Annotated in this window: 26 protein-coding genes; 19 read left to right on the forward strand and 7 right to left on the reverse strand. The window is 65.3% G+C overall.

The annotated features are described in order from the left end of the window. Positions 1 to 23: 23 nt before the first annotated feature. Genes hemB through LY632_RS02785 form a run of 4 tightly spaced genes read left to right on the forward strand, consistent with a single transcriptional unit; the run spans position 24 to position 4,367 of the window. Positions 24 to 1,019: a porphobilinogen synthase gene (hemB, locus tag LY632_RS02770; RefSeq protein WP_234092287.1), complete on the forward strand. Its 996-nt coding sequence runs from the start codon at positions 24 to 26 to the stop codon at positions 1,017 to 1,019. Next, positions 1,012 to 1,569, forward strand: coding sequence for a GNAT family N-acetyltransferase (locus LY632_RS02775; protein ID WP_234092288.1), 558 nt, complete (start codon positions 1,012 to 1,014; stop codon positions 1,567 to 1,569). The genes hemB and LY632_RS02775 overlap by 8 nt, the downstream gene beginning before the upstream one ends. Further along, entirely contained in the window at positions 1,562 to 3,796 is a 2,235-nt protein-coding gene (locus LY632_RS02780; protein WP_234092289.1) for a spermidine synthase, read from the forward strand. The genes LY632_RS02775 and LY632_RS02780 overlap by 8 nt, the downstream gene beginning before the upstream one ends. After that, a complete protein-coding gene (locus LY632_RS02785) occupies positions 3,789 to 4,367 on the forward strand; it encodes a gamma carbonic anhydrase family protein (protein WP_234092290.1) in 579 nt (192 codons plus the stop codon). Before LY632_RS02780 ends, LY632_RS02785 begins: the two co-directional genes overlap by 8 nt. A 559-nt stretch (positions 4,368 to 4,926) precedes the next feature. Here LY632_RS02785 and LY632_RS02790 read toward each other — a convergent pair. The 5 genes from LY632_RS02790 to LY632_RS02810 all read right to left on the reverse strand — a co-directional run bounded on the left by LY632_RS02790 (position 4,927) and on the right by LY632_RS02810 (position 10,834). Continuing rightward, positions 4,927 to 6,522 carry a cisplatin damage response ATP-dependent DNA ligase gene (locus LY632_RS02790; protein WP_234092291.1) on the reverse strand — a complete coding sequence of 532 codons (1,596 nt, stop codon included), beginning with the start codon at positions 6,520 to 6,522 and terminating at the stop codon, positions 4,927 to 4,929. Positions 6,523 to 6,525: 3 nt separating this feature from the next. Then, complete coding sequence (locus tag LY632_RS02795; RefSeq protein ID WP_234092292.1) at positions 6,526 to 7,560, reverse strand: ligase-associated DNA damage response exonuclease; 1,035 nt, start codon at positions 7,558 to 7,560, stop codon at positions 6,526 to 6,528. A gap of 38 nt (positions 7,561 to 7,598) precedes the next feature. Further along, complete coding sequence (locus LY632_RS02800; RefSeq protein WP_234092293.1) at positions 7,599 to 8,123, reverse strand: hypothetical protein; 525 nt, start codon at positions 8,121 to 8,123, stop codon at positions 7,599 to 7,601. 4 nt (positions 8,124 to 8,127) lie between these two features. Beyond that, positions 8,128 to 10,491 (reverse strand): ATP-dependent Clp protease ATP-binding subunit ClpA, encoded by a 2,364-nt coding sequence (gene clpA / locus LY632_RS02805; RefSeq protein WP_234092294.1) that lies wholly within the window; start codon positions 10,489 to 10,491, stop codon positions 8,128 to 8,130. Between the two features lie 139 nt (positions 10,492 to 10,630). Next, entirely contained in the window at positions 10,631 to 10,834 is a 204-nt protein-coding gene (locus tag LY632_RS02810; RefSeq protein WP_234092295.1) for a DUF1192 domain-containing protein, read from the reverse strand. A gap of 147 nt (positions 10,835 to 10,981) precedes the next feature. Between LY632_RS02810 and LY632_RS02815 the strand changes: the two genes are divergently transcribed. The 6 genes from LY632_RS02815 to LY632_RS02840 all read left to right on the forward strand — a co-directional run bounded on the left by LY632_RS02815 (position 10,982) and on the right by LY632_RS02840 (position 17,264). Continuing rightward, positions 10,982 to 11,968 carry an NAD(P)H-quinone oxidoreductase gene (locus LY632_RS02815; RefSeq protein WP_234092296.1) on the forward strand — a complete coding sequence of 329 codons (987 nt, stop codon included), beginning with the start codon at positions 10,982 to 10,984 and terminating at the stop codon, positions 11,966 to 11,968. Then, positions 11,961 to 12,578 (forward strand): glutathione S-transferase family protein, encoded by a 618-nt coding sequence (locus LY632_RS02820; protein WP_234092297.1) that lies wholly within the window; start codon positions 11,961 to 11,963, stop codon positions 12,576 to 12,578. The genes LY632_RS02815 and LY632_RS02820 overlap by 8 nt, the downstream gene beginning before the upstream one ends. Before the next feature lie 111 nt (positions 12,579 to 12,689). Then, entirely contained in the window at positions 12,690 to 13,586 is an 897-nt protein-coding gene (locus tag LY632_RS02825; RefSeq protein ID WP_234092298.1) for a UDP-2,3-diacylglucosamine diphosphatase, read from the forward strand. A gap of 41 nt (positions 13,587 to 13,627) precedes the next feature. Next, positions 13,628 to 14,671 (forward strand): glycosyltransferase family 1 protein, encoded by a 1,044-nt coding sequence (locus tag LY632_RS02830; RefSeq protein ID WP_234093304.1) that lies wholly within the window; start codon positions 13,628 to 13,630, stop codon positions 14,669 to 14,671. 130 nt (positions 14,672 to 14,801) lie between these two features. Next, positions 14,802 to 15,512 carry a DUF1013 domain-containing protein gene (locus LY632_RS02835; protein ID WP_234092299.1) on the forward strand — a complete coding sequence of 237 codons (711 nt, stop codon included), beginning with the start codon at positions 14,802 to 14,804 and terminating at the stop codon, positions 15,510 to 15,512. Between the two features lie 81 nt (positions 15,513 to 15,593). After that, positions 15,594 to 17,264 carry a long-chain fatty acid--CoA ligase gene (locus LY632_RS02840; RefSeq protein WP_234092300.1) on the forward strand — a complete coding sequence of 557 codons (1,671 nt, stop codon included), beginning with the start codon at positions 15,594 to 15,596 and terminating at the stop codon, positions 17,262 to 17,264. Between the two features lie 64 nt (positions 17,265 to 17,328). Here the strand turns inward: LY632_RS02840 and LY632_RS02845 are convergent, their stop codons facing one another. Both LY632_RS02845 and LY632_RS02850 read right to left on the reverse strand, forming a co-directional pair. Beyond that, positions 17,329 to 17,724 carry a polymer-forming cytoskeletal protein gene (locus LY632_RS02845; protein WP_234092301.1) on the reverse strand — a complete coding sequence of 132 codons (396 nt, stop codon included), beginning with the start codon at positions 17,722 to 17,724 and terminating at the stop codon, positions 17,329 to 17,331. After that, positions 17,717 to 18,820, reverse strand: coding sequence for a M23 family metallopeptidase (locus LY632_RS02850; protein ID WP_234093306.1), 1,104 nt, complete (start codon positions 18,818 to 18,820; stop codon positions 17,717 to 17,719). Before LY632_RS02850 ends, LY632_RS02845 begins: the two co-directional genes overlap by 8 nt. Positions 18,821 to 19,127: 307 nt before the next feature. Here LY632_RS02850 and LY632_RS02855 point away from each other — a divergent pair, with 307 nt between their 5' ends. From LY632_RS02855 to wecB, 9 genes are all read left to right on the forward strand, one after another. Beyond that, entirely contained in the window at positions 19,128 to 19,799 is a 672-nt protein-coding gene (locus LY632_RS02855) for a nicotinate-nucleotide adenylyltransferase (RefSeq protein WP_234092302.1), read from the forward strand. Positions 19,800 to 19,919: 120 nt separating this feature from the next. Continuing rightward, positions 19,920 to 20,282: a ribosome silencing factor gene (gene rsfS, locus LY632_RS02860; protein WP_234093308.1), complete on the forward strand. Its 363-nt coding sequence runs from the start codon at positions 19,920 to 19,922 to the stop codon at positions 20,280 to 20,282. Between the two features lie 55 nt (positions 20,283 to 20,337). Beyond that, positions 20,338 to 20,760, forward strand: coding sequence for a 23S rRNA (pseudouridine(1915)-N(3))-methyltransferase RlmH (locus LY632_RS02865; RefSeq protein WP_234092303.1), 423 nt, complete (start codon positions 20,338 to 20,340; stop codon positions 20,758 to 20,760). 19 nt (positions 20,761 to 20,779) lie between these two features. Then, on the forward strand, positions 20,780 to 22,009 hold the full coding sequence (locus LY632_RS02870) for a murein hydrolase activator EnvC (protein WP_234092304.1): 1,230 nt from the start codon (positions 20,780 to 20,782) through the stop codon (positions 22,007 to 22,009). Between the two features lie 118 nt (positions 22,010 to 22,127). Continuing rightward, positions 22,128 to 23,465 (forward strand): S41 family peptidase, encoded by a 1,338-nt coding sequence (locus LY632_RS02875; protein WP_234092305.1) that lies wholly within the window; start codon positions 22,128 to 22,130, stop codon positions 23,463 to 23,465. Between the two features lie 18 nt (positions 23,466 to 23,483). Next, positions 23,484 to 23,948, forward strand: coding sequence for a disulfide bond formation protein B (locus LY632_RS02880; RefSeq protein ID WP_234092306.1), 465 nt, complete (start codon positions 23,484 to 23,486; stop codon positions 23,946 to 23,948). A 4-nt stretch (positions 23,949 to 23,952) separates the two neighbouring features. Next, positions 23,953 to 24,477, forward strand: coding sequence for a demethoxyubiquinone hydroxylase family protein (locus LY632_RS02885; protein ID WP_234092307.1), 525 nt, complete (start codon positions 23,953 to 23,955; stop codon positions 24,475 to 24,477). Between the two features lie 78 nt (positions 24,478 to 24,555). Then, on the forward strand, positions 24,556 to 25,137 hold the full coding sequence (locus LY632_RS02890; protein WP_234092308.1) for a hypothetical protein: 582 nt from the start codon (positions 24,556 to 24,558) through the stop codon (positions 25,135 to 25,137). Positions 25,138 to 25,200: 63 nt separating this feature from the next. Continuing rightward, positions 25,201 to 26,322 carry a non-hydrolyzing UDP-N-acetylglucosamine 2-epimerase gene (wecB, locus tag LY632_RS02895; RefSeq protein ID WP_234092309.1) on the forward strand — a complete coding sequence of 374 codons (1,122 nt, stop codon included), beginning with the start codon at positions 25,201 to 25,203 and terminating at the stop codon, positions 26,320 to 26,322. The last annotated feature ends 14 nt before the right edge of the window (positions 26,323 to 26,336 follow it).

Here is a 26,336-nt window from a genome sequence, read left to right on the forward strand (position 1 = left end):
GGATTGCGGCAACACCGCGAGCCATGACCGCCAGCTATCCCGCCACCCGCCTGCGCCGGACCCGTGCCTCCGCCTGGAGCCGCGCCATGTTCCGCGAGACGCAGCTATCGCCCGCCGACCTGATCTGGCCGATGTTCATCATCGAAGGGCAGGGGCAGGAGGAGCCCATCGCCAGCCTGCCGGGCGTCTCGCGCTGGTCGGTGGACGGCATCGTGGCACGGGCGAAGGAAGCGGTGTCGCTCGGCATCCCGTGCATCGCGCTGTTCCCCAACACCCCGCCGGCCCTGCGCAGCGATGACGGCAAGGAAGCCTACAATCCCGACAATCTGATGTGCCGCGCGATCAAGGCGGTGAAGGACGCCTGCGGCAGCGATCTCGGCGTGCTGACCGATGTCGCGCTCGATCCCTATACCAGCCACGGCCAGGACGGGCTGCTCGATGACAAGGGCTATGTCGCGAACGACGCCACGGTGTCGGTGCTGGTCGACCAGGCGGTCAACCAGGCCGAGGCCGGGGCCGACATCATCGCCCCGTCCGACATGATGGACGGCCGCGTCCGGGCCATCCGCATGGCGCTGGAGATGGGCGAGCACCACAATGTCCAGATCATGGCCTATTCGGCCAAATATGCCTCGGCTTTCTATGGCCCGTTCCGCGACGCGGTGGGCAGCGGGGGGCTGCTGAAGGGCGACAAGAAGAGCTACCAGATGGACCCGGCCAACGCGCTGGAGGCGCTGCGCGAGATCGAGCTCGATATCGCCGAGGGGGCAGACAGCGTGATGGTCAAGCCGGGGCTCGCCTATCTCGACATCATCTGGCGGGCCAAGGCGACGTTCGGCGTGCCGGTGTTCGCCTATCAGGTGAGCGGCGAATATGCCCTGATCGAAGCCGGCGCAGCGGCGGGCGTGGGTGACCGGGATGCGCTGCTGATGGAGAAGCTGGTGGCCTTCAAGCGCGCCGGGTGTTCGGGTGTTCTGACCTATCATGCGCCGGTGGCCGCCCGCATCCTGAATGGCTGACTTCCGCCACGAAACCGAACGGCTGGTGCTGCGCGACTGGCAGGACGAGGACTGGCCGCAGTTCTGGCAGGGCACCAACACGCCCGAGGTCATGCGCTGGCTCGGCGGCGTGTGCGACGATGCCAAGCGCGACGCGGCGCAGGAACGGCTGCTCTCCTACCAACGCGACCACGGCCACACTTTCTGGTGCGTCGAGCGCAAGGCGGATGGTGCGGTCCTCGGCTTCTGCGGGCTCAAGCGGTCGAACCAGGCCGGCGGGCCGATGGGCATGATGGAGGTCGGCTGGCGGTTGCGACAGGATGCGTGGGGGCAAGGCTATGCGAAAGAGGCGGCTGCCGCTTCGCTCGGCCTCGCCTTCGACCACTTCGGTGCGGAGGAGGTCATCGCCATGACCGTCGATGGCAATGCGCCGAGCTGGGGGCTGATGCTGCGGCTGGGTATGCGGCGGCGCAAGGATCTCGACTTCGCCAATGACGATTTCGATCCCGGATCGGGCGTCATCATCGTCTATTCGATCGACCGCGATAGCCGGGAGGCGCGGCGTGGCTGAGTTGGGGTTCGACCGGGTGATCCGCACCAACCGCTGGCTGTTCGTCTGCACAGTTCTCGCCGGCAGCTTCCTGCTGTTCCTGGTCCAGCCGATGGTGGCGCGGATGGCGCTGCCGCGACTGGGCGGCGCCCCGGCGGTGTGGAACAGCGCCATGCTGGTCTACCAGGCCTTGCTGCTGGCCGGATATGCCTATGCCCACCTGATCGGACGCTTCTCCATCAGGCGGCAGGCCAGCATCCATCTCGCGGTGCTGTTGCTGGCGGCGCTGACTCTGCCGATTTCGCTGGCCGACTTGCCGCCCGCGGCCAGCGGGTGGGAAGCAGCCTGGGTACCGCTGTTGTTTGCACTGACCATCGGCCCGGTGTTCTTCGCCGTCTCGGCGCAGGCGCCGCTGATGCAGCGCTGGTACGCCGCCGATCCCGCCGCCGGCGATCCCTACTGGCTTTACGCCGCCTCCAACCTCGGCAGTTTCGCCGGGCTGCTGGCCTATCCCTTGCTGTTCGAGCCGTTCATCCGGCTGGGCGGGCAAAGCTGGGTGTGGACGCTCGGCTACGGCGTGCTGATCGTGCTGGTGATGCTGGCCGCGTGGTCGCGCCGTAACGCCGGGGCGTCGCCTGAAGCCGCCGCCGATGCGCGCCCGGCGGAGCCGATCGGATGGCGGCGCATCGCCTTGTGGCTGGCGCTGTCGGCGGTGCCTTCCGGCCTGATGCTGTCGACCACCACCCACCTCACCACCGACATCGTGGCGATGCCGCTGCTGTGGGTCATTCCGCTCGGGCTGTACCTGCTCAGCTTCAGCATAGCATTCCGGGAAGAAAGCCGGATCGGTTCGTTCCTCGTCCTGGCGGCGCCGCTCATCGCGCTGTTCACCGGTGGCCAGGCGATGGCGTCGTCGAGTGGCGGCAGCTTCCTCTATGCGCTGGCCTCGCTGCTGCTCCTGATGGCCTTTGCCGTGGCGCTGCATCACCGCCTTTATGCCGACCGGCCCGGGCCGGAACGGCTGACGCTGTTCTACCTCGTCATGAGCGCCGGCGGCGCGCTCGGCGGCCTGTTCACCGCCTTGATCGCGCCGATGGTGTTCGACTGGGTGTGGGAGCATCCGCTGCTGATCCTCTCCGGTGCCGCCTTGCTGCCGCGCAGCGCCTGGAGCGGATGGTATGAGCGGCTTGGCCTGGGCGAGGAGCGCCGTCGCACCGTGGTGCTGGCGCTGCTGCTGGCGGTGTTCGCGGGCGGCTACTGGATGCAGGAGCAACTGATGCGGGGCAATGACCTCGGCGTGACGCTGGCGATGTGCATGCTGGCCGCTATCGGCTTGCTGCTGCTGATCGATCGCCCGGCGTTCCTGATCGCGCTGCTGGCCATGATGCTGGCGCGCAGCGGCTTCGATACGGTCGAGCAAAGCTGGGCAGGTGCCCGCGAGCGCAGCTTCTTCGGCGTCTATGCCGTGCGTGAACAGGAGGAGCAGGGGTTTCGCGACTTGGTCCATGGCACCACGCTGCATGGCCGCCAGTTGCTGCACCCGGCGAGGGCGCTGGAGCCGACGACCTATTACACGCGCAATGGCGGGGCCGGGCTGGTGCTGGCCCATGCGCCCGAGCTGGTCGGGCCGGAGGCGCGCATCGGGGTGGTCGGGCTCGGGGTCGGCACGCTGGGCTGCTATCGCCAGCCGGGACAGCAGTGGGAATTCTTCGAGATCGACCCGGTCGTGCTGGAATATTCGCAGGCCGGCCATTTCACCTTCCTCGAACGATGCACACCCGACGCGCCGACGCATATCGGCGATGCCCGGATCGTGCTGGAAGACATGGAGCCCGCGCGGTTCGACATCCTTGCCATAGATGCCTTCAGCTCGGATGCGATCCCGCTCCACCTGATGACGCGCGAAGCCTTCGGCATCTATAGCCGGGTGCTGTCGGAGGACGGCATCCTGCTGGTGCATGTGTCGAACCGCTTTCTCGATCTTGCCCCCATGGTCAACGGCCTCGCCCGCGCCAACGGGATGGAAGGGCGCATCAGGCGCGACACCGGCCGGTTGAGTCCCGCCGCATCGCCATCCTGGTGGATCGCGCTGGCCCGGGACGAGGCTTTGCTGGAGCGCTTGCCGAAGCCCGAGAAGGGCGACTGGGACCGGTTGCCGGACCCGCCTAAGCGGGTATGGTCCGACGATTTCGCTTCGATCCTTCCCTTCCTGCAATGGGAATCCATGCTGGAGACAAGTCATGACTGAGAGCCACGGCGACAGATTTCCGGGCGTCCGCATCATCCCCATCCACGGCAAGACGCCGCAGATCCACGAGACTGCCTTCATTGCCCCCGGCAGCGTGCTGATCGGCGATGTCACCATCGGGGCCGACAGTTCCATATGGTACAATTGCGTGCTGCGCGCCGACGTCAGCCGGATCGTCATCGGCGCGCGGAGCAATGTGCAGGACGGCAGCGTGCTCCATTGCGACCCGCCGCGTCCGGGCGATCCGGACGGCAGCCCGCTCATCATCGGTGACGATGTGCTGATCGGGCATATGGCGATGGTGCATGGCTGCACGATCCATGATCGCGGCTTTGTCGGCCTCGGCGCGATTGCCATGAACAAGGCGGTGATCGGCAGCGACGCCATGCTGGCGGCCGGCGCGATGCTGACCGAAGGCAAGGTGATGGAGCCGCGCTCGCTGTGGGCGGGGCGTCCGGCCAAACCCTTGCGCGACCTCGACGATGCCGCCGTCATGGGCATGCGGATGGGCGTGGCGCACTATGTTGAGAACGCCCGGGCGCATAGGGCGGCGGTTGAGAAACTCGGTTGATTTTTAGCCGATGAGAATCAATGCGTTGGCGTCAAAGGGGTGGAAAACCTTCCTGAAACAGGAAGGCTCGACTCGCGAATCGCGCTCTCAAAGGGAATCATAGGCTTGACGTGGTTGGGAGCCGAGTCGTTACCTCGGCTCCCTGACCATTCCGCTACGATTTTCAGCAATCGCCAGCGGGCATGGGCTCTTGCAAGCTCGGATACGTTATCCGATCCGGCTCTAAGGTCAAGGCGATTGCGACCCTTGAAAGGGCAAAGCAATGTCTGTGATTCTTGTTACTTACGACCTCAAATCGCCGGGCCGAGACTACTCGACTCTCCACGATTTCCTGACAGCGCACACGTACTGCAAAGGCCTTGAATCAGTATGGCTTCTCGACACACAACAAAGCGTTCTGAAAATCAGGGACGAGTTGCGTGCAAGAACGGATGCCAACGATAAAATTTTCGTAGTCAAACTCGGGCGAGATTGGGCTTCATATAATTACTATTGCGCCGAATGGCTGAACAAGCCTGAGAGAACCTTCTAGACGGCATTGTCGCGGGCATTGGCCACCTCAATCGCGGATCAACGCCCGCAGCGTCTCGATCCGGTCGGCCTCGTGCACCGGCTTGTCCCAGCGGATGCGGTGGATGCGGGGGAAGCGCATGGCGAGCCCGCTCTTGTGGCGCTTGCTTTCATGCACGCTGTCGAAGGCGACCTCCAGCACCAGTGTGCGCTCGACCTCGCGCACCGGACCGAAGCGATTGAGCGTCGTCTGCCGCACCAGCCGGTCGAGCTTCTTCAGCTCCTCGTCGGTGAAGCCCGAATAGGCCTTGCCCACCGGCAGCAGTTCCGCGCCCGCATCGGGGTCGCCGTCCCAGCAACCGAAGGTGTAGTCGGAATAGAAGCTGGAGCGCTTGCCGCTGCCGCGCTGGGCATACATCAGCACGCAATCGACCAGCAGCGGATCGCGCTTCCACTTGTACCACAGCCCCACGCGCCGCCCGGCGACATAGGGCGAGTCCCGGCGCTTGAGCATCAGCCCTTCGATGGCGTCGTCGCGCGCCGTCTCGCGGATCGCGGCGAGGTGCTCGAAATCGCGCGCCTCGACCACCTGGCTCAAGTCGAAATGGCTGTCGGGCAGGCGGGCCACCAGCGCTTCGAGCCGGTCGCGCCGACCAGTCCAGGGTTGCTCGCGCAAATCCTCGCCTTCGACGATCAGCGCATCATAGAGCCGCACGAAAGCGGGGTATTCGGCCAGCATCTTCTTGCTGACGGTCTTGCGCCCGAGCCGCTGTTGCAGGGCATTGAAGCTCGCCGCGCCGCCTTCCTCGCCACCCTGGTGCGTGCCCCGGACGAGCAACTCGCCGTCGAGCACCGCGGGGAACGGCAGCCGGTCCAGCAGTTCGGGAAAGGTCGCCGAGATATCGTCGCCCGAGCGCGAGTAGATGCGGGTCTCGTCGCCCGCGCGGACCAGTTGCACGCGGATCCCGTCCCATTTCCACTCGGCGACATAGTCGGCCAGATCGACCACCGTTTCCTCGAGCGGGTGGGCCAGCATGAAGGGGCGGAAGGTCGGCAGGTTCTCGGTTTCGGGCGGCTCCGCGCCATCTGCGGCCCAGGCGAACAGCTCGGCATAGGGCGGGGCGAGGCCGTGCCAGTATTCCTCGACCTGTTCGACATCGACCGCGAACGCCTGCGCAAAGGCGACCTTGGCGAGGCGGCTCGAAATGCCGATCCGCATCGCGCCCGTGGCCAGCTTGAGCAGCGCAAAGCGACCCGAAGGATCGAGCCGGTCGAGCAACTCGGTCAGCACTCGGGGCGCGGTCGCACGGGTGGTGCCGGATAGTATTTCCACGGTTTCGCTGACTGTCGGCGGCGGTGCTGCCTCGCCCTCTGGCGCCGGCCACAGCAGGCTCGCTGTCTCTGCCGTATCGCCCACGAAGTCGCGGCTCAGCGTCCACAGCACGGGGTCGATCCGCTCCTGCATCAGCCCGCGAATGGTGGAGCTTTTCACGGCAGGAAAGTCGAGCCCGTCGGTCAATGCCGCTAATGCCCAACCGCGATCCGGATCGGGCGTGCCTCGCAAGTACTGCGCGATCAGCCGCAGCTTCTCGTTGCGGCTGCGGGTATAGACCAGCGCGTCGATCAGGGCGGCGAATTCCTCCACCCGTCAGTCGTCCTCATCCTCGTAACCCACCAGCGCCAGCGCGCGCGCCTTGCGCTGGTGCAGCTGGTGCCAGCGCAGCAGGGCTTCCTCGCGGCCGTGGGTGATCCAGCTTTCCTGCGGGTCGACCTCCTCGATCGTGCGGGTCAGCTCGTGCCAGTCGGCGTGGTCGGAGATCACCAGCGGCAGCTCGACATTGCGCTGGCGGGCGCGCTGCCGGACGCGCATCCAGCCGCTCGCCATGGCGGTGACCGGATCAGGCAGGCGGCGGCTCCAGCGGTCGTTGAGCGCGCTGGGAGGACAGACCACGACATGGCCGCGCAAGTCGTCCTGGCCCGCATCGCCGACCAGCCGCAGATCGCCCAGGTCGACGCCGAGTTCCTCGTAGAGGCGGCACATGCGTTCCATCGCCCCGTGGAGGTAGATCGGCCGGGTGTGCCCTGCGCGGCGCAGTTCGGCGATCACCCGCTGGGCCTTGCCCAGCGCATAGGCACCGACCAGCACGCAAGCGTCGGGGTGCGCGACGAGCCGATCGAGCAGCTTGGCGATCTCCTGCTCGATCGGCGGGTGGGTGAACAGCGGCAGACCGAAGGTCGCCTCGGTGATGAAGATGTCGCAAGGTGTGACTTGGAACGGGGCACAAGTGGGGTCCGGCCGCCGCTTGTAGTCGCCGGTGATCACAACCCGCTCGCCCGCATGTTCGAGCAGGATCTGGGCGCTGCCGAGCACATGTCCGGCGGGAACGAAGGTGGCGTCGACCCCGCCCTGCAGCCGGATGGTCTCGCCATAGGCGGCCGGTATGGCCTTGTGCAGCACTTCGCCGGCACCGTTCTCGGCACCGGTGCGATAGCGCAGTTCCATGATCGCCAGGGTCTCGGGCGTGGCGATGGTTTGTCCGTGCCCGCCGCGGGCATGATCGGCGTGGCCGTGGGTCACCAGAGCCCGATCAACCGCGCGTGCCGGATCGACCCAGCAATCCGCCGGGACCACATGGATCCCCCATGGCTCGGCCTTGATCCAGGAAAAGGGGGCGCTCCGCATGTCGCTACAACCCGGCAAGCGGGGCCGGCGTTCCGCTCCTATTGCTCGGCAACGGCTTCGATAGTGCCCCAGCAGTCTTCGGCATCCAGCAGGTGGGAGCGAGTCCCATCGGCATGGGTCATGATAGTCCCGCCGTCGCAGACCATGGCGCGCTTGCCTTGATCCATGAAGATGAGCTGGAAGCCCGCATCCTTGCGCGGATAACGTGAGGTGTCGACAGCGCGGCCCATACAATCTGGACCCTCGGATGACGAAAGATACTCGAAGAAAACGAAGTACCCCAAGTCTTCGAATGATTCGTATTTCCAGCGCGCCGGAACCCGCTGTTCCCCACTGACGATCAGGCCGGTTCCATCGGCGTTAAAGGTCCAGCTTTCGAAGCATTCCGGCTTGCCATCCGGCCCCTTCCTGGTGGCTGCGAACTGCCATGTGCCTATTTCTATCAGTCGCGGGGCCACCGTTTCGGGGACTTGAACCCAGGGCTCGTCCTCGGCCTGCGCAGGCAAAGGGGCCACGTGCGCGAAAAGAAGTGTGGCGATTGCCGCCACAGCCGGAAAACGCATCGCCTCAGCCCTCGCTGTCGCCCGCCTCGGCCTCGGGTGCTGTCTTCGCCGCGGGCTTCTTCTTCGCCGGAGCCTTGCGCTTCGCCTTGACCTTGGGCGGGGCCGGGGTCAGTTCGAAGCTCGGCTTGCCGTCCTTGATGCTGACATGGACTTCGCCGCCATCGGCGAGTTTGCCGAACAGCAGTTCCTCGGCCAGCGGCTGCTTGATCTTCTCCTGCAGCACGCGCGCCATCGGGCGGGCACCGTAAAGCTTGTCATAGCCCTTGTCGCCGAGCCATTCGCGGGCGGTCTTGTCGAACTGGATGTCGACGTTCTGTTCGGCCAGCTGCAGTTCGAGCTGGAGAATGAACTTGTCCACCACGCGGGCGATGGTGTCCTTGCCGAGATAGCCGAACGGCACGATCGCATCCAAGCGGTTGCGGAATTCCGGGCTGAACATCTTCTTGACCGCTTCGTCGCCGGCATCTTCCTTGCTGACATCGCCGAAGCCGATGCCCTGGCGGGCCATGTCGCTGGCCCCGGCATTGGTGGTCATGATCAGCACGACATTGCGGAAATCGACGGTCTTGCCGTGGTGGTCGGTCAGGCGGCCGTTGTCCATCACCTGCAGCAGGATGTTGAACAGGTCGGGGTGGGCCTTCTCGATCTCGTCGAGCAGCAGCACGCAGTGCGGGTTCTGGTCGACCGCATCGGTCAGGAGCCCGCCCTGGTCATAGCCGACATAGCCCGGAGGCGCACCGATCAGACGCGAGACGCTGTGGCGCTCCATGTATTCCGACATGTCGAAACGCTTGAGCTCGATCCCCATGATGCTGGCGAGCTGGCGCGCGACTTCGGTCTTGCCGACCCCGGTCGGACCGCTGAACAGGAAGCTCCCGATCGGCTTGTCCGGATCGCGCAGGCCCGCGCGGCTCAGCTTCATGGCGGTGGCGAGGCGCGTCACCGCGGCATCCTGCCCGAACACGACATGCTTCAAGTCGCGCTCGAGGTTTTCCAGCGCCTTCTTGTCGTCGCTCGAAACACTCTTCGGCGGGATACGCGCCATCGTCGCGATGACGGCCTCGATCTCGCGTGCGGTGATCTTCTTCTTGCGCTTGGAAGGCGGCACCAGCATCTGCATCGCGCCGACCTCGTCGATCACGTCGATCGCCTTGTCGGGCAGCTTGCGGTCGTTGATGTAGCGCGCCGACAGTTCGACCGCGGTCTTGATCGCGTCCGGGGTATAGGTGACCTTGTGGTGGTCCTCGAACGCCGAACGCAGGCCCTTGAGGATTTTGATCGTATCCTCGACCGTCGGCTCGTTGACGTCGATCTTCTGGAACCGGCGCAGCAGCGCGCGGTCCTTCTCGAAGTGGTTGCGGAATTCCTTGTAGGTGGTCGAGCCGATGCAGCGGATCGTTCCGCCGCTCAGCGCCGGCTTCAAGAGGTTGGAGGCGTCCATCGCCCCGCCGCTGGTCGCCCCGGCCCCGATCACGGTGTGGATCTCGTCGATGAACAGGATCGCGTCGGGCATCTTCTCGAGCTCGTTCACGACCTGCTTGAGGCGTTCCTCGAAGTCGCCGCGATAGCGGGTGCCGGCCAGCAGCGCACCCATGTCGAGCGAGTAGATGACGGCCTTTTCCAGCACTTCGGGCACGTCGCCTTCGACGATCTTGCGTGCCAGGCCCTCTGCAATGGCGGTCTTGCCGACACCCGGATCGCCGACATAGAGCGGGTTGTTCTTCGACCGGCGGCACAGGATCTGGACCGTGCGGTCGACCTCCGGCCCGCGGCCGATCAGCGGATCGACCTTGCCGTCGAGCGCCTTCTTGTTGAGGTTGACGGTGAACTGGTCGAGCGCGGTTTCCTTGCCGCCCTTGCCATCTGCGGCCTTTTCCTCGGCCTGGCTTTCCTCGCTGCCCTGCGGCGGCTTGGATTCGAGCTGCTTGCCGCCCTTGCCGATGCCGTGGCTGATGAAGCTGACGGCATCGAGGCGGCTCATGTCCTGCTGCTGCAGGAAATAGACCGCATAGCTGTCGCGTTCGCTGAACAGTGCCACGAGGACATTGGCCCCGGTGACCGTGTCCTTGCCGCTCGACTGGACATGCAGGATGGCGCGCTGGATCACCCGCTGAAAACCGGCGGTCGGCTGCGGTTCGCTGCTGTCCTCGCTCTGGAGCGACTGGTATTCCTGGTCGAGATACTGCCGCACCACGCCGGTCAGTTCCTCAAGGTCGACGCCGCAGGCATTCATCACCTCGGCCGCGTCCTCGTCCTGCACCAGCGCCAGCAGCAAGTGCTCCAGCGTGGCGTATTCATGGCGCCGTTCGCGCGCCGAATCGATCGCGGCGTGGAGCGTCTTTTCGAGGTTCTGGGCGAAACTGGGCATCAGCGTACTTTCTGGCGGCGGGGGAAAGACTCCCTCACGGGAGAATATGAACAGGCATGGTTAACCAAAGCTATATTCGTCGGCCTGCCATCGACAGCATCGATATGGTGGCCCGCGGCGCGATTGCGAGCCTGCATCATCAAGACGAAGGCTTCCCGAACAATGCATCGGCGGCGGCGCGATGTGCGCCTGCCTTGTCGCGGTGAGCCTTTACGCGTTCGATCTCGGCTTCGAGCAAGGCAATCCGCTCGGCCAGCTCATCCTGTGAGTAAGGCCCGAGGTCTTCCCTCGCCAGAGTGCTGGCGGCATCGCCTCGGGGCCGGGGACGGTCGTCGTCATCCATCGATACCTATAATCATCTTGCCGGGCGCTTGCTGTCAACTGGCCACAAGGCTAGGTGCGTTTCGGGCGAAAAGCTGAGGCTTTAGGGCGACAGCTTGTGATGCGAATTGGGGGACAGACTGGCGTGGCGCAGCAAATTCCAGCAGAAATGACGGCAATCGGTTTCGATGCGCCAGGCGGCGCGGATGTGCTCCGGCCGGAAACCGTTGCCGTGCCGCGGCTCAAGCAAGGGGAAGTGCTGATCCGCGTGGGCTGGGCCGGGGTCAACCGCCCCGACTGTATCCAGCGCGCCGGGCATTATCCTGCCCCGCCGGGCGCTTCGCCGATCCTCGGGCTGGAGGTTGCGGGCGAGATTGTCGCGCTCGGTGAAGGGGTCGACCCGGAGCGTCTGGGCCAGACGGTCTGTGCGCTGACACCGGGCGGGGGCTATGCCGAGTATTGCGCAGCGCCGATCGGGCATTGCCTGCCAGTGCCGGACGGGCTCTCGCTCAAGGAAGCGGCGGCGCTGCCGGAAACGTTGTTCACCGTGTGGCACAATGTCTTCCAGCGCGGAATGGCACGCGAGGGCGAGACGCTGCTGGTCCATGGCGGCACCAGCGGGATCGGCACAATGGCGATCATGCTGGCCAAGGCGTTCGAAATGACCGTTATCGTAACCTGCGGTGACGAGGAGAAATGCGCAGCGGCGCGGCAGGTCGGGGCGGACCACGCGATCAACTACAAGACGGGTGATTTCGTCGAGCAGGTGCAGGCGATCACCGGCGGGAAGGGTGTCGAGATCGTGCTCGACATGGTCTCGGGCGATTATGTCCCGCGCAACCTCAAGTGCCTCGCTGAGAACGGTCGGCACGTGACCATCGCGATCCTCGGCGGGATGCAGGCAACGATCAACATGGCGGTGGTGATGAGCCGCCGCCTGACGCTGACCGGCTCGACCCTGCGCCCGCGCTCCGACGCCTTCAAGACCGCATTGTGCGAGGAGATCGAGCAGGTTGCCTGGCCGCTGGTCGCCGACGGCACGATCCGGCCGGTGATGGACAGGTCCTTCCCGCTGGCCGAGGCCGCCGCCGCCCATGCGCGGATGGAGGCAGGCGACCATATCGGCAAGATCGTGCTGGAGGTAGGCGGTGACTGAAGAACTGACGCTCCACGAGGATCCGCGCAGCGGCAATTGCTACAAGATCAAGCTGACCGCAGCGCTGCTCGGCCTGCCGCTGGCGATCCGGCAATACGATATCCTCAAGGGCGAAACCCGCACGCCGGAGTTTCTCGAAACAGTCAACACCCACGGGCGCATCCCGGTGCTGCAGGTCGGAGATCGCTTCCTGCCGGAAAGCAACGCCGCCTGCTGGTATCTCGCCGAAGGCACAAGGCTGGTCCCCGAGGATCGCTTCGAACGGGCGCAGATGCTGCGCTGGATGTTCTTCGAGCAATACAGCCACGAGCCCAATATCGCGACGCTGCGGTTCTGGTGTGCCTTCGTCGGGCAGGCCAATCTCAGCGAGCAGCAGCGCAGCCAGATGCTGCCCAAGCGGATGGCCGGGCAGGAGGCGCTGGCGACGATGGACGGGCACCTGCAAGGTCGCGACTGGTTCGCCGGCAATGCCGCCTCGCTCGCCGACATCGCGCTGTTTGCTTATACCCATGTGGCCGAAGAAGGCGGTTTCGAGCTTGCGACCTATCCTGCCGTGCAGGCCTGGCTGGCGCGGGTGCCGACGCTCAAAGGTTTTATCCCGCTGGCGTGACCGGTGTCGCGGCGCTGTAGCAATTGCGCCAAACCGTCACCGCATTGTGAGTCCCCCGTAACAATCATGCGGCATGAGGACCGTTGATATCAACGGATCCAGGAGCATTCGATGCTCGACGATGTCGCCAAGCATTTGCCCGACGATTTCTCCAACATTGCGGAGTTTCCGCCCGTAGAGCCGTCGGTGCCGGAAAGGCAGGTCGACGAACGGCGACGCTATCGCACGATCTGGATCAGCGACGTCCATCTCGGCACCAAGGGCTGCAATGCCCAGCTGCTGATCGACTTCCTCGACCATACCGACAGCGAGACCATGTATCTCGTCGGCGACATCATCGACGGCTGGCGGCTCAAGAAGAAGTTCTACTGGCCGGCCGAACACAACGACATCGTCTGGCGCGTGCTCAAGCGCGCCAAGCGCGGGACCCGGATCGTCTATATTCCGGGCAACCATGACGAGATGATCCGGCCGTTTTGCGGGATGGACTTCGGCGGAGTCGAAATCCGCCGTGCGGCCTTCCACGATACCGCCGACGGCCGCCGCCTGATGGTGCTCCATGGCGACGAATTCGATACCATCATGCTCGCGCACCGCTGGCTCGCATTCGTCGGTGACGCGCTTTACCACCTCATGATGAAGCTCAACAATTGGGTCGCCCGGGTGCGGACCATGCTGGACTTGCCCTATTGGTCGATTTCCAAGGCGGCCAAGCACAAGGTCAAGAACGCGGTCGAGTTCATCTCGAAGTACGAGGAAGTGGTTGCCCGCGCCGCCGCCGAGCGCGGCGTCGACGGGGTCGTTTGCGGCCACATTCACACCGCCGAGTTCCGCCGCTTCACCCATAACGGGCGCGAGGTCGAATACTGGAACGACGGCGATTGGGTGGAGGGCTGCAATGCCCTGGTCGAGCATTTCGACGGACGCATGGAGATCCTCCACTGGCCCGACGAGATAGCCAGGCGCGAGGTCGCGCAAACGGCCGACACGCTCAAGGAGGCGGCGTGAACCACCCGCTGCCCATCGGCGCTGCGGAGCGGATCGGCACCATGAAGGCGGCGCTCCCGGTCCACAGCATCGCCATCGTCAGCGACGCGTGGTTCCCGCAGATGAACGGCGTCGTCCGCACGCTTTCAACGACAGTCGAGGTGCTGTGCAGGCGGGGCTATGACGTCACGGTCATCTCGCCCGACCAGTTCCGTTCCATGCCGTGCCCGACCTATCCGGAAATCCGCCTGGCGCTGAGCTGGCCGGGTTCGGTCGGGCGACAGCTGGCCAGGCTGGCGCCCGACGCCATCCACATTGCCACCGAGGGGCCGCTGGGCCTTGCCGCGCGCAAGTACTGCCTGCGCAAGAAGGTGCCGTTCACCACCGCCTATCACACCCAGTTCCCCGATTATGTCGCGCGCCGCACCGGACTGCCGGCCACCACCTTCTGGCCCTACATCCGCTGGTTCCATGGTCCCGCCAGCGCGGTCATGGTGGCGACCGAGAGTATCCGCAAGGAACTGCGCGGGCAGGGCCTCGACCATCTCCATCACTGGAGTCGCGGGGTCGATCTCGATTGCTTTGCGCCCGATGCGCTGCCGCCGCCCGAATATGCCGCGCTGGAAGGGCCGATCCTGCTCTATGTCGGCCGGATCGCAGTCGAGAAGAACATCGAGGCTTTCCTCGAATGCAGCTATCCCGGCACCAAGGTGGTGGTCGGCGACGGTCCGGCGCGCGCGGCGCTGGAAGCGAAGTACCCCGCCGCCCGCTTCCTCGGGCGCAAGAGCGGGCGCGAGCTGGCGGGCTGCTACGCCGGGGCCGACGTGTTCGTCTTTCCGTCGCGGACCGACACCTTCGGGCTGGTGATGATCGAGGCGCTGGCTTGCGGCACTCCGGTCGCGGCCTATCCGGTCGCGGGACCGATCGACATCGTGACCGACAAGGTTGGCGCGCTGTCGGAAAATCTCGATCGCGCTATTGCTGCAGCACTCTTCAGCACGCGTGCCGACTGCGCCACCTATGGCGCGGAGTTCAGCTGGGAAGCGGCCACGGCCCAGTTCCTGTCCGGCCTGCGCGCTTTCGAAGCGGAGCGGCTGGCCGAATAGGGAGGAGCGAGCGAAGGGCATCGAATCCTTGCCCCCGGCGTCCCGATGCCCTAAATGGCCCCGCAAGCGGCCGCTCCGGAAGGGGCGGCCCTTCTGTTTTCGCCTCCTTATTTCACAGGGTAGAAATCCCATGGCCGACCAACCCAAACCGCTGATGCCACATGCGACCGCCACCTGGCTGGTCGACAACACCGGGCTCGGCTTCGACCAGATCGCCGAGTTCTGCGGCCTCCACATCCTTGAAGTGCAGGCGATGGCCGATGACCTCGCCGGTTCGAAGTATACCGGCCGCGACCCGGTCCATGCCGGCGAGCTGACCCAGGCCGAGATCGAGCGCGGGCAGGCCGATCCGTCCTATGTCCTCAAGATGCAGAAGGCACCGGTCGAAGTGACCCGCACCAAGGGGCCGCGCTACACCCCGGTTTCGAAGCGGCAGGACAAGCCGGACGGCATCGCCTGGATCCTGCGCAACCACCCGGAAATCTCCGATGCGCAGATCGGCAAGCTGATCGGCACCACCCGCAACACCATCGGCGCGATCCGCGATCGCAGCCACTGGAACATCTCGAACATCCAGCCCAAGGACCCGGTGACGCTGGGCCTGTGCTCGCAGCGCGAGCTTGATGCCGTGGTTGCCAAGGCCGCCAAGAAGGCCGGAGCGACCGAGGGTGCGGTCCCTGCCGGCGAAACCACCAGCGATCGCGAGAAGCTGATCGAGGAACTGCGCGCCGAGCGTGAAGCCGCCGAAAAGGCCGCCAACGAAGCTGCGCAGGAAGCCGAAGCCGCCGCCTGGCTCGAAGCCAAGCGGGCCCAGGAAGCCGAAGGCGACGCGGGCGAGTAATCGCTGCCTTCAGAACAATTTGAATTCGTTGAGCCCACCTTTCGCCTTGCGGGAGGTGGGCTTTGCATTCATGCTGCTGACATGGATGTCAGTAAGGTCGCCTATCACCATCCCCTGCCGTGGGATACGCAGTTCCCGCTGTTCACATTGCCCCAGCTGCTTGAGCGGACGGTGCGAGCCAACCCGGCGGCGCCGTTCCTCCACTTCCTCGGGCGGACCTACAGCTACCGGGAAATCTACTCGGAAGCGCGTCGTTTCGCGGCTGGTCTCGCTGAAACAGGGATCGCCAAGGGCGACCGCGTCGGCCTCTTCCTGCCCAATGTCCCGATCTATGCCTCGGCCTATTATGGCGCGATGATGGCCGGGGCGGTGGTGGTCAACTTCTCGCCGCTCTACACCGTCGAGGAACTGGCCTGGCAGGTCGAGGATTCCGGCACACGGCTGCTGGTGACGGTGGATGTGCCCGAACTCTATCGCACGGCGAGCGCCGTCCTGGCGGACTCCTCGCTCGAAACACTGGCTGTCGGTTCGCTCGCAGCACAGCTCCCTTTCACCAAGGGACTGCTGCTCCGGACGCTCGGCCGCAGCAAGATCGCCAAGGTCGCGTTCAACGGGTCGACACGGACATGGGCTTCACTAACGCCCGACCGCGAACCGCCTGCGATTTCGCTCGAAGCGGCGGAGGACCTCGCGCTCCTCCAATACACCGGCGGCACCACCGGGCGGCCCAAGGGCGCGATGCTGGGCCACAGCCAGCTTGCCACCAACGCGCAGCAGGTCGCCTCGATCAATCCCTTCGGCAACCCGGCAGGCGAGGTTTTCATGGGCGCGCTGCCGTTCTTCCACGTCTTCGCCAACACCGCCTTGCTCAATCATGCCATGGTGAGCGGTGGTTCGATTGCCATGGTGCCGCGCTTCGAAGCGAAGCAGGTGTTGCAGACGATCCAGAAATATCGCTGCACCGGCTTTCCCGGTGTGCCGACCATGTTCCAGGCGCTGCTGGATCATCCCGATCTGGCGAAGACCGACCTGTCCTCGCTCAAGGTCTGCATTTCGGGCGGCGCACCCATGCCGGCACCCGTGCACGACAAGTTCGAAGCGGTGACAGGCGTGCGGCTGGTCGAAGGCTACGGCCTGACGGAAACCTCGGGCGTGGTTTCGGCCAATCCCTATGTGGGGACCCGCAAGAAGGGCACCATCGGCCAGGTGGTGCCGGGCACCGACGTGTTGCTGCTCGACAAGGAGGATCCCGCGAAGCTTGCGCCCGATGGCGAGCCGGGTGAACTCGCGATCCATGGTCCGCAGGTGATGCGCGGTTACTGGAACCGGCCCGACGCCGCGGCTGACACCTTCGTCGACCACAATGGCAAGCAATGGCTGCGCACCGGCGATGTCGCCACCATCGATTCCGACGGCTTCCTGTCCATTGTCGACCGGATCAAGGACATGATCGCAGTTGGTGGCTTCAAGGTGTTTCCAAGCCAGGTGGAGGATGTCTTGCTGGAGCATCCTGCGGTCAAGGAAGCGCTGGTGATCGGTGTGCCCGATACCTATCGCGGGGAAGTTCCGCGTGCCTATGTCACCTTGCAGGCAGACGCGGGTGCAGACGGCCCGGCGCTGGCCGAATGGCTCAATGCGCGGGTCGGCAAGCATGAACGGGTAGACGAGGTGGTGGTGCGCGATAACCTTCCCAGGACGCTAATCGGCAAGCTCGATCGCAAGGCACTGCGCGCTGAGGTGCTGCCCCGATAGGAAAAGGGCCCGGATCGCTCCGGGCCCCCTGCGATCGATGCTGCGATCGATGCTGCGATCGAACCTAGTTCGCGGCGGCGAGCGTCGGTGTGCCGTCTTCGCTCGCCAGCGAGACCGGGGCCGCCTTGCCATTGCTGCGCGGGGCGAAGCGGCCGTCGACAGCGGCTCCCTGCTCGATGGTCAGTGCGTCGTAATGCACGTCGCCGGTAATGGTGGCCGTGCGCAGGATCACCAGCTCGCGCGCGTCGATCGAGCCTTCGACCTTGCCGGCGAGACGGGCGCTCTCGGCCTTCACCCCGCCCTTGATGGTCGAGGTTTCGCCCTGCACCAGCGAAGCGCAGGTGATGTCGCCTTCGATCGAACCCTCGACATGGAGTTCGGTCGAGGCCGAAATGTCGCCCTTGATGATAACATCGCTGCCGATGACGGAGAAGCTGCCGGATGCGCCTGCCCTAGCCACGGGTGCGCTCCTTGGCGGGCTGGGCTCCGGTGCGGCGGACTTCTTTGAGAACATTGGGTGCAGCCTTCAGGAAGGGACGGGGATCGATGGCGCGACCGTTGATGCGCACTTCGAAATGGAGATGCGGCCCGGTCGACCGGCCGGTGCTGCCGATGGCGCCGATGATATCGCCGGCCTCGACCCTGGTGCCGACCGTGGTGGCGAAGCGCGACATGTGGGCATAGCGGGTCATCAGGCCATTGCCGTGGCTGACCTCGACAACATTGCCGTAGCCCGACTTGCGCCCGACGAAGGTCACCACGCCCTTGGCGGCGGCATAGATCGGCGCACCGATCGGGCCCTTGAAATCGAGGCCGGAGTGCATTGCGCCGCGACCGGTGAAGGGATCCCGGCGATAGCCGAAGCTCGAGGTTACCATCGGCGCGCTCGCCGGCAAGACCTGCGGAATGCCCTCAAGGCTGCGCTCAAGCGCCGACATGCGGGCGAGGCTGAGGCCGAGACGCTCGAAGCGCGGGTCGATTTCGCCCTTGGCGCCGGTGGCGAGAAGCTCGAGCGGACCACCCATGGCCTCCATTTCGGCTCCGGCGAGCATGGCCTGCGGATTGAGGCCCAGCTGGCGGATCGCCTGCGCAGCGCGGGCGGCGCGGAGGTCGGCAAAACGCGTCAATCGTTCGACATAGGCGAGCTGACGGGCTTCGAGTTCGGCCAGCGCGCGCGCCTGCGGGAACGCGGCGCTGACCTTCTCGACGGTCTTCGCGGCTTCGGTCGAGCTGTCGGAAACGGTGTCTTCGCCGTCGATCTTGATGTCGTCGGGCAAAGCCGGGGTCATCGCTTCGAGAAAGTCCTGCCGCTTCTCCAGGTCTTCGGCGACGGCGTTGAGGTCGTCACCATAGTCCTGGATGCGTTCCTGCGCGGTGGCGACGCGGGCCTGTTCTTCGAGCAGCGACATCCGGTCGGCCTGGGCGCGGTACTGGAGGTAGCTCATCGCCCCCATGCTGACCGCCCACACCAGCAGCGCCACCACCACACCGGCGGCGGCGAGCTTCTGCACCCTGGACGATACCTTGATGAAACGGACCTGGCCTTGCGAGCGCATGAAGAACTCGCGGTCGGGAAACCAATTCGCGACCCTTGCGGCAAATCCGCTGTTTTCCAGCTTGTTGTACAATGCGACCCCGTCTCGAGTGTCCAATTCTTCCCCGCAGCGCGGCTAGCAAGGGATTCGCATAGGGTCGAATCCGGTTTCACCCGATACCGCCGAGTCGGGCGACTCGCGCGGTAAACGGATTCTTGGAGCGGGAACCAATCCCGATTCGTCCCGTGAACGCTCTCAAACTGGCGAAAATATCCAACTGCCGAAACCGCTTGGCCCCTCATGATCGATTCGTTACCCACAGGCCAATATGAGTGCGCAGGTGCGAACAGGATTGCTGGGCGGGAGTTTCAACCCGGCCCATGGCGGGCACCGGCGCATCTCGCTGTTTGCCATGACGGCGCTCGGGCTCGACGAGGTCTGGTGGCTGGTTTCGCCCGGCAACCCGCTCAAGCCGCGGGCAGGGATGGCCCCGCACGAAGCGCGCTATCGCTCGGCGCTGGCACAGGCGCGGCGCGCACCAATCCGGGTCACGGCGATCGAGGCGCAGCTTGGCACCCGCTACACCATCGATACCTTGCGGGGGCTGGTACGGCGCTATCCGGAACGCGAATTCGTGTGGCTGATGGGGTCGGATAATGTGGCACAATTCCATCAGTGGAAGGCCTGGCGCGCCATAGCGAGGCTGATGCCGATTGCGGTGATCGCCCGCCCCGGGTATGATGGTGCGGTCGCTGTCAGCCCTGCAGCGGCATGGTTGCGGCGACATCGTGTCGCGGCGAGCAGTTTCAAACAGGGCCAATGGAGTGCACCGACCCTGGTGAACCTGCGTTTCGATCCGGATCCAAGATCGGCCACGGCCATCCGCCGCGCCGATCCTGACTGGGCGTCACGCCTTCCCACCGGAAAACTGTTCGACCAGGTCACGCACCGTTCCATATTCGGCCATTGTAACTCCGGGGAGCATGAGCCCCGCGCATGATGCCCTCACGGACTCGCAATCGGCTCACTCGCTTCCCATTTACCCGCCATGACAGGAGTATCCAACTCGCCCATGACACCGGCGCACACCATCACGCCTATTGCAGGCACTTCGCCCGCCATGCCTGAAGCAGACCCCGGTTCGCTTCATGCGCTGGTGCTCGAACAGCTGGAAGAGGATCAGGCCCAGGACGTGGTCTCCGTTCCCCTCGAAGGCAAGAGCTCGATTGCCGATCACATGGTGATTGCTTCGGGTCGTTCGACCCGCCAGGTCGCCTCGATCGCACAGAAACTCGCGGAAAAGATCAAGCAGGCCGGCTTCGGCCCGGTCCGGCTCGAAGGCTTGCCCGCTGCCGACTGGGTGCTGGTCGATGCCGGCGATGTCGTCATCCACCTGTTCCGCCCCGAAGTGCGCAGCTTCTACAACCTCGAGCGCATGTGGTCGTTCGGGGATGCGCCCGCGGCTGCCATCGGCACAGCTTGAAGCCAACCGACCGGGCGGCGTTGCTGGGGACGTTTCGCCTGACTAGAAGCGCCCCATGCAACTGCATGTGATCGCTCGCGGAAAAATTGCCCGTTCGCCGGAGGGCGAACTTGTCGACCGTTATGCCAAGCGGATTACCTGGCCCCTCAGGCTGACCGAACTACCGGACACCGGCGGCCGCATCCCCGATCCCCAATCACCCCACAAGACGGTGCTGCTCGACGAACGCGGGAAGGACTTATCGTCGGAACAGCTTGCTGCCATCCTCGAACGCTGGCGCGATAGCGGCACACGTGAAGCACGCTTCGTGCTTGGTGCGGCGGACGGACATGCGGACGTAGAGCGCCTGTCGGCCGACCTGCTGCTGGCCTTCGGCTCCGCCACCTGGCCGCACCTGCTTGCCCGCGCCATGCTGCTCGAACAGCTGTACCGCGCCACCACCATTATCGCAGGTCACCCCTACCATCGCGCCGGATAATCGGGCAAAGCACGGCGTCATGACGGCAGGCCGCGTTCTCCTTGCAGTGCTGGGGCTCCTGGGCGCCGGTGCGCTTGTCCTGGCGACAGGCGGCGTGACGGCGCAGGATGTCGACGGGTTCGAGGATGCGGCAGAAATCCGGCAAGCCATCGCCGCCGCGCGCGCCGAAGCAGCCAGGGCCGCCAGTCGCGGCGCAAAGCTGGAGGCTGGCGCGCGCGAAACCACCGAGGCAGCCGACAAGACCGCGCAAGAGGCCGCCGCGCTTGCTGCCCGCATCCAGCAATCCGAAGCGCAGATCGCCGCGGCCGAAGGGCGGGTTGCGCTGATCAACAGCCAGCGGCGCGCGCTGCTCAAGCGCCTGGCCGAACGGCGCGAACCGCTGGTGCGCCTGACCGCAGCTTTGCAGAACTTTGCCCGCCGACCGCTGGGCCTTGCCGTACTCAAGCCGGGCTCGCTGCAGGAAACGGTCTATCTGCGCGCCATGCTGGAGACGACCCTGCCGCAAGTGCGCCAGCGCACTTCCGCCTTGCGCGGCGAGATCGAGCGCGGGCGCAAGCTGGAGAGCGAAGCCGCCAAGGCGCTGGCGGCGCTGCGCAAGGAACAGGATACACTGGATACACGGCGTGACCGGCTGGCCGCGCTGGAGACCCGCCAACGGCTCGCAGCCCGCAGCGCCAGCGGCGATGCCGCGCGCGAGACCGACCGCGCACTGGCATTGGCAGAAGAAGCCCGCGATCTGGGCGGACTGGTCGACCGGCTCGCCAAAGCCGGCTCGTTGCGCAGCGAATTGGCCGCCCTTCCCGGCCCGGTCCTTCGTCCCGCGTCGCCGGTCGCCGCACGCGTAGTCGCAGCACCCGGTGCCGCCACACCGGCTGGCGGGCTGGCGCCGGTCGATATCCAGTTGCCAGTCGCCGGGCGAACAGTGGCCGGTTTCGGCTCTCCGACCGAGAACGGGGTTCCGTCGCAGGGTCTCACGATCGCCCCGCGTGGCGGAGCCCAGGTTGTTACACCGGCTGCGGGCCGGGTGGTCTTCGCCGGGCCCTATCGCGGCTTCGGACGAATCGTGATTATCGAGCACGGCGCCGGCTGGACCAGCCTTGTGACCGGCCTGGCCCGAACCGACGTCGATGTCGGCGAGGAACTGGTAGCCGGCGCCCCGCTCGGCATCGCTGCGCCTGTGCGTCCTGAAATCACGCTCGAACTGCGGCGCGACGGTACGCCGGTCAATCCACTCGACTTCATCGGCTAGGCCGGTTTTTCAGGAATTCGACTGGCGTTGCCCCGCACAGGGACGAGCGACTTCACCTCATCTGGCGTTCATCCGCGCGGCGCGATAGAAGCGCAAGCGAAAGCGAGAGAGATTGCCGATGAAACTTGCCCCGCTGCTGCGTTCCGCCGCCCTCGTTACTGCCGTGGCGCTGATTCCGGCCACCACCGCCACCTTCGCCCAGGTCGATGGCCGCGTCGGTCCGGAATTCGCCCGGCTGTTCGAAGTCTACCAGCGCATCCAGGCAAGCTATGTCGAACCGGTCGACAAGGACAAACTGGTGCGCGGCGCGATCGACGGCATGCTGGCCTCGCTCGATCCGCATTCGGCCTATCTCGACGGCGGCGACCTTCAACGGCTCGAAACCATGATCGACGGCAAGTATTCGGGTCTCGGCCTGTCGGTCATCCAGGAAGATGGCGCGGTCAAGGTGATCAGCCCGTTCCGCGGCAGCCCGGCTGACCAGATGGGCATCAAGGCAGGCGACTTCATCACCCATCTCGATGGCGAGCTGATCGTTGGCGGCAGCCTGGACGAGGCGGTGCAGCGGATGCGCGGCGTCGCGGGGACTTCGATCAAGCTGACCATCTTCCGTCCGGGCCGGGACGAGCCCTTCGATGTCACCGTCACCCGCGGGGTGATCGAACTCGAGCCCGTCACCTACGAACTCAAGGACGGCAATATCGGCTTCATCGCGGTCAACGAGTTTTCCAAGGACGTCGGCAAGGATGTCTACAATGCCTGGCGCGAATTGCAGAAGAAAGCGGCGGGGCGGGTCAACGGCCTGGTGCTCGACTTGCGTACCAACCCCGGCGGCTCGCTCGACGAAGCCGTGGCGCTGAGCGACCTGTTCCTCTCCGAAGGCCGGATCGTGTCGCAGCGCGGACGGGTGCGCGGGGAGAATTATCTCTATGATGCCGAGACTGTCTATCGCGGCGAGATTGCCACCGATGTACCGATGATCGTGCTGATCGATGCCGGTTCGGCCTCGGCCTCGGAAATCGTCGCCGGAGCGCTGCAGGACCACCGCCGGGCGCTGATCATGGGCCAGACCAGCTTCGGCAAGGGCAGCGTCCAGTCGCTGCTGCCGATCGGGAACGATGCCGCGCTCAAGCTGACGACGGCGCGTTACTTCACGCCCGCAGGCAAGTCCGTGCAGGAAGGCGGTATCGAGCCCGACATCACCGTGCCGCAAATCTCCGATCCCGACTGGGAGAAACGCGCCAAGTACCAGCTGCGCGAATCCGATCTGCGCGGCCATCTGGTCAATGATGCGAGCCTCAAGGACGAGGAGCTGGAGAAGGACAAGCTGCAGGATCCACGCTTCCAGCAGACCGCCGCCCAGCTCAAGGAACAGGGGATCGAGGATTTCCAGCTCTATTACGCGCTCGAAACCTTGCGCCGCACGACCAAGGCAACAGTTGCGCTGCGACCCTGACGACAGCATAGGGCGGGCATGAGTTCGACCACGTCTTTCGCGCGCGCGCGCCTGCTCGCGCTGGTCATTCCGGCGGCCTTGCTCGCCGGGGCCTATATCTCGCAGTACGTCTTCGGGCTGTTCCCGTGCGAGATGTGCTGGTGGCAGCGCTGGCCGCATTTTGCGGCGGTCGCGCTGGCGGGGCTCGGCTTTGTGGTGGCGCCCAAGCGGATGTGGGTGGCGCTGGCGGCGCTGGCGATCATCGCGTCGGGGGCCATCGGCGCCTTCCATGCCGGGGTCGAATATGGCTGGTGGGAAGGGATCACCGGCTGCACCAGCCATGCGCCCGCTGGCGGCGATCCGCTGGAGGCCGTGCTCAATTCGCCACTGATCCGCTGCGACGTTGCGCCGTGGACGCTGCTGGGCATCTCGCTGGCGGGTTGGAACTTCCTGATCTCGACCTTTGGCGGTCTTGCCGTTCTCGCGCTTCTGGCCAAGAAGTGAGCGCATGACGGACAAAACCACCCTCGAACGCATGATCCGGGTCGATCAGGCCGGCGAATTCGGCGCGACCCGCATTTACGAAGGCCAGCTCGCCGTAATGGGCGACCGCGGCCCGCATTCGGGCGAGATCGCGGCAATGGCGCGGCAGGAAGCGGGGCATCGCAAGCGGTTCGACGCGCTGATGGCCGAGCGGGGTGTGCGCCCGACTGCGCTGCAGCCGTTCTGGTCGGTGGCCGGATATGCCTTGGGTGCGGGCACGGCCCTGCTCGGCCCCGAAGCGGCGATGGCCTGCACCGCCGCGATCGAGACCGAGATCGACAAGCACTATTCGGACCAGCTCGACCAGCTTGAGGCCTCTGGTGCCGATCCAGAGCTTGCCGCCATGATCCAGGAATTCCGCGACGACGAGCGCGAGCACCGCGATGCGGCGCTGGCGATGGGGGCGGAGAAGGCTCCGGCCTATCCACTGCTGTCCGGCCTGATCCGGCTGGGCTGCCGCGCCGCGATCAGGATCAGCGAACGCATCTGACGGGCGCTTCAGGGTGCATTCACGGCGCGGGTGCACTATATCGGCGAGACAAGACCCCAATTCTCGAGAGGTTTCGCCATGACCGGCCGCATCACCACGCTGACCTTCGCTCCTTTGCTTGCCGCTCTCGTCTTCGGTGTCCCTGCTGCCGCGCAGGACACAGGCGGCGACAAGGTGCGGATGAACATCGTCTATGGCGATGACGAGGTGGAGGAATGCCCCGAAGGCATGATCTGCGTCACCGGCATCCTTCCCGAAGAAGAGCGGTATCGCATCCCGGAGGCCCTGCGCTCGAGCGACGATCCGGCCAACACTGCCTGGGCCAAGCGCGTCGAAGCGTTCAAGTTCGTCGGCGATTTCGGCACCTTGTCGTGCTCGCCGAGCGGGGCAGGCGGCTACACCGGCTGCACGCAGGAAATGATCGACGCCGCCTATGAAGCCCGGGCCAATGCGCCTGGTGTCCGTTTCGCCAAGCTGATCGAAGCCGCCCGCGCCGAGCGCCTGTCGGAAATCGACGCCGAGGCCGCCGCCGAGCAGGAGCGCGTCGAATCGATCGAGCGCGCCTATATGGAACGGCTCGAACGGGAGCGTGACGCCGAGGATGCGGCGACGGCCGAACCCTTGCCGCAGCCCGAAAGCAGCGAGACGCCCGAAGGGTAGTCGCCGTAAATTCTTTGCGCGGGCTAGCCAGCGCTTAAGGTTTCAGGGTTAATGGCGCGGGTCATGAGCAACACGCGCAAAATCGTCACCATCTTCGGCACCCGCCCCGAAGCGATCAAGCTGTTTCCGCTGCTGCATGTGCTGGAAGCCGATCCGCGCTTCGACAGCCGGGTGCTGGTCTCCGGCCAGCATCGCGGGATGCTCGATCAGGTGCTGGAGATTGCCGGGATCACGCCGCACCATGATCTCGACGTGATGCACCCCGACCAGACGCTCGATGCGCTGACCGCGCGCCTGCTGACCGGCATCGGCGCGGTGCTTGATCTCGAGCAGCCGGACTGGGTCGTGGTGCAGGGCGATACCGCAACGGCGATGTGCGGTGCCCTGGCTGCATACTATCGCAAGCTACCGGTCTGCCATGTCGAGGCGGGGCTACGCAGTGGCGATGTCTATCATCCCTGGCCGGAGGAGGTGAACCGCAAGGTCATCGGCAGTTTCGCGGCGCTTCATGCCGCGCCCACCGAAACCTCGGCCGATGCCCTCAGACGCGAGAATGTCGATCCGGCAATTGTCCATGTCACCGGCAATACGGTGATCGACGCATTGCACTGGATCACCGCCAGGGTCGCGGCGGAGCCGGGGCTGGTGAGCGGGTTATCGGAAGTCGAGGCACGGTTTGCGGGCAAGCGCATCATCGGCGTTACCAGCCACCGGCGCGAGAATTTCGGCGTTGGGATGCGTAATATCGCCAATGCGATCAAGCGCTTGGCTGCGCGTGAGGATGTTGCACTGATCTTCCCGGTCCATCTCAACCCCAACGTCCGCGCAATCATGAACGAGGAACTGGCGGCGCTGGACAACGTCGCCCTGCTCGAACCGCTCGACTACCCGCATTTCGCGCGGCTGCTCGACATTTGCACGCTGGTGCTGACCGACAGCGGCGGCGTGCAGGAAGAAGCGCCTGCGCTGGGCAAGCCGGTGCTGGTGATGCGCGAGACCACCGAACGGCCCGAAGGGGTCGAGGCGGGCACGGCCAAGCTTGTCGGTACGGACGAGGACACTATCGTCCGCGAGGTCGAACGGCTGCTGGATGACGACGCGGCCTATGCCGCCATGGCCAAGGCGCACAATCCCTTTGGCGACGGCAAGAGCGCGGCCCGGATTGCCGACTTGCTCGCCCGCTGAATCACCGGCTCCAT

It is taken from the genome of Erythrobacter sp. SDW2 (genome assembly GCF_021431965.1).
Lineage (GTDB): Bacteria > Pseudomonadota > Alphaproteobacteria > Sphingomonadales > Sphingomonadaceae > Parerythrobacter.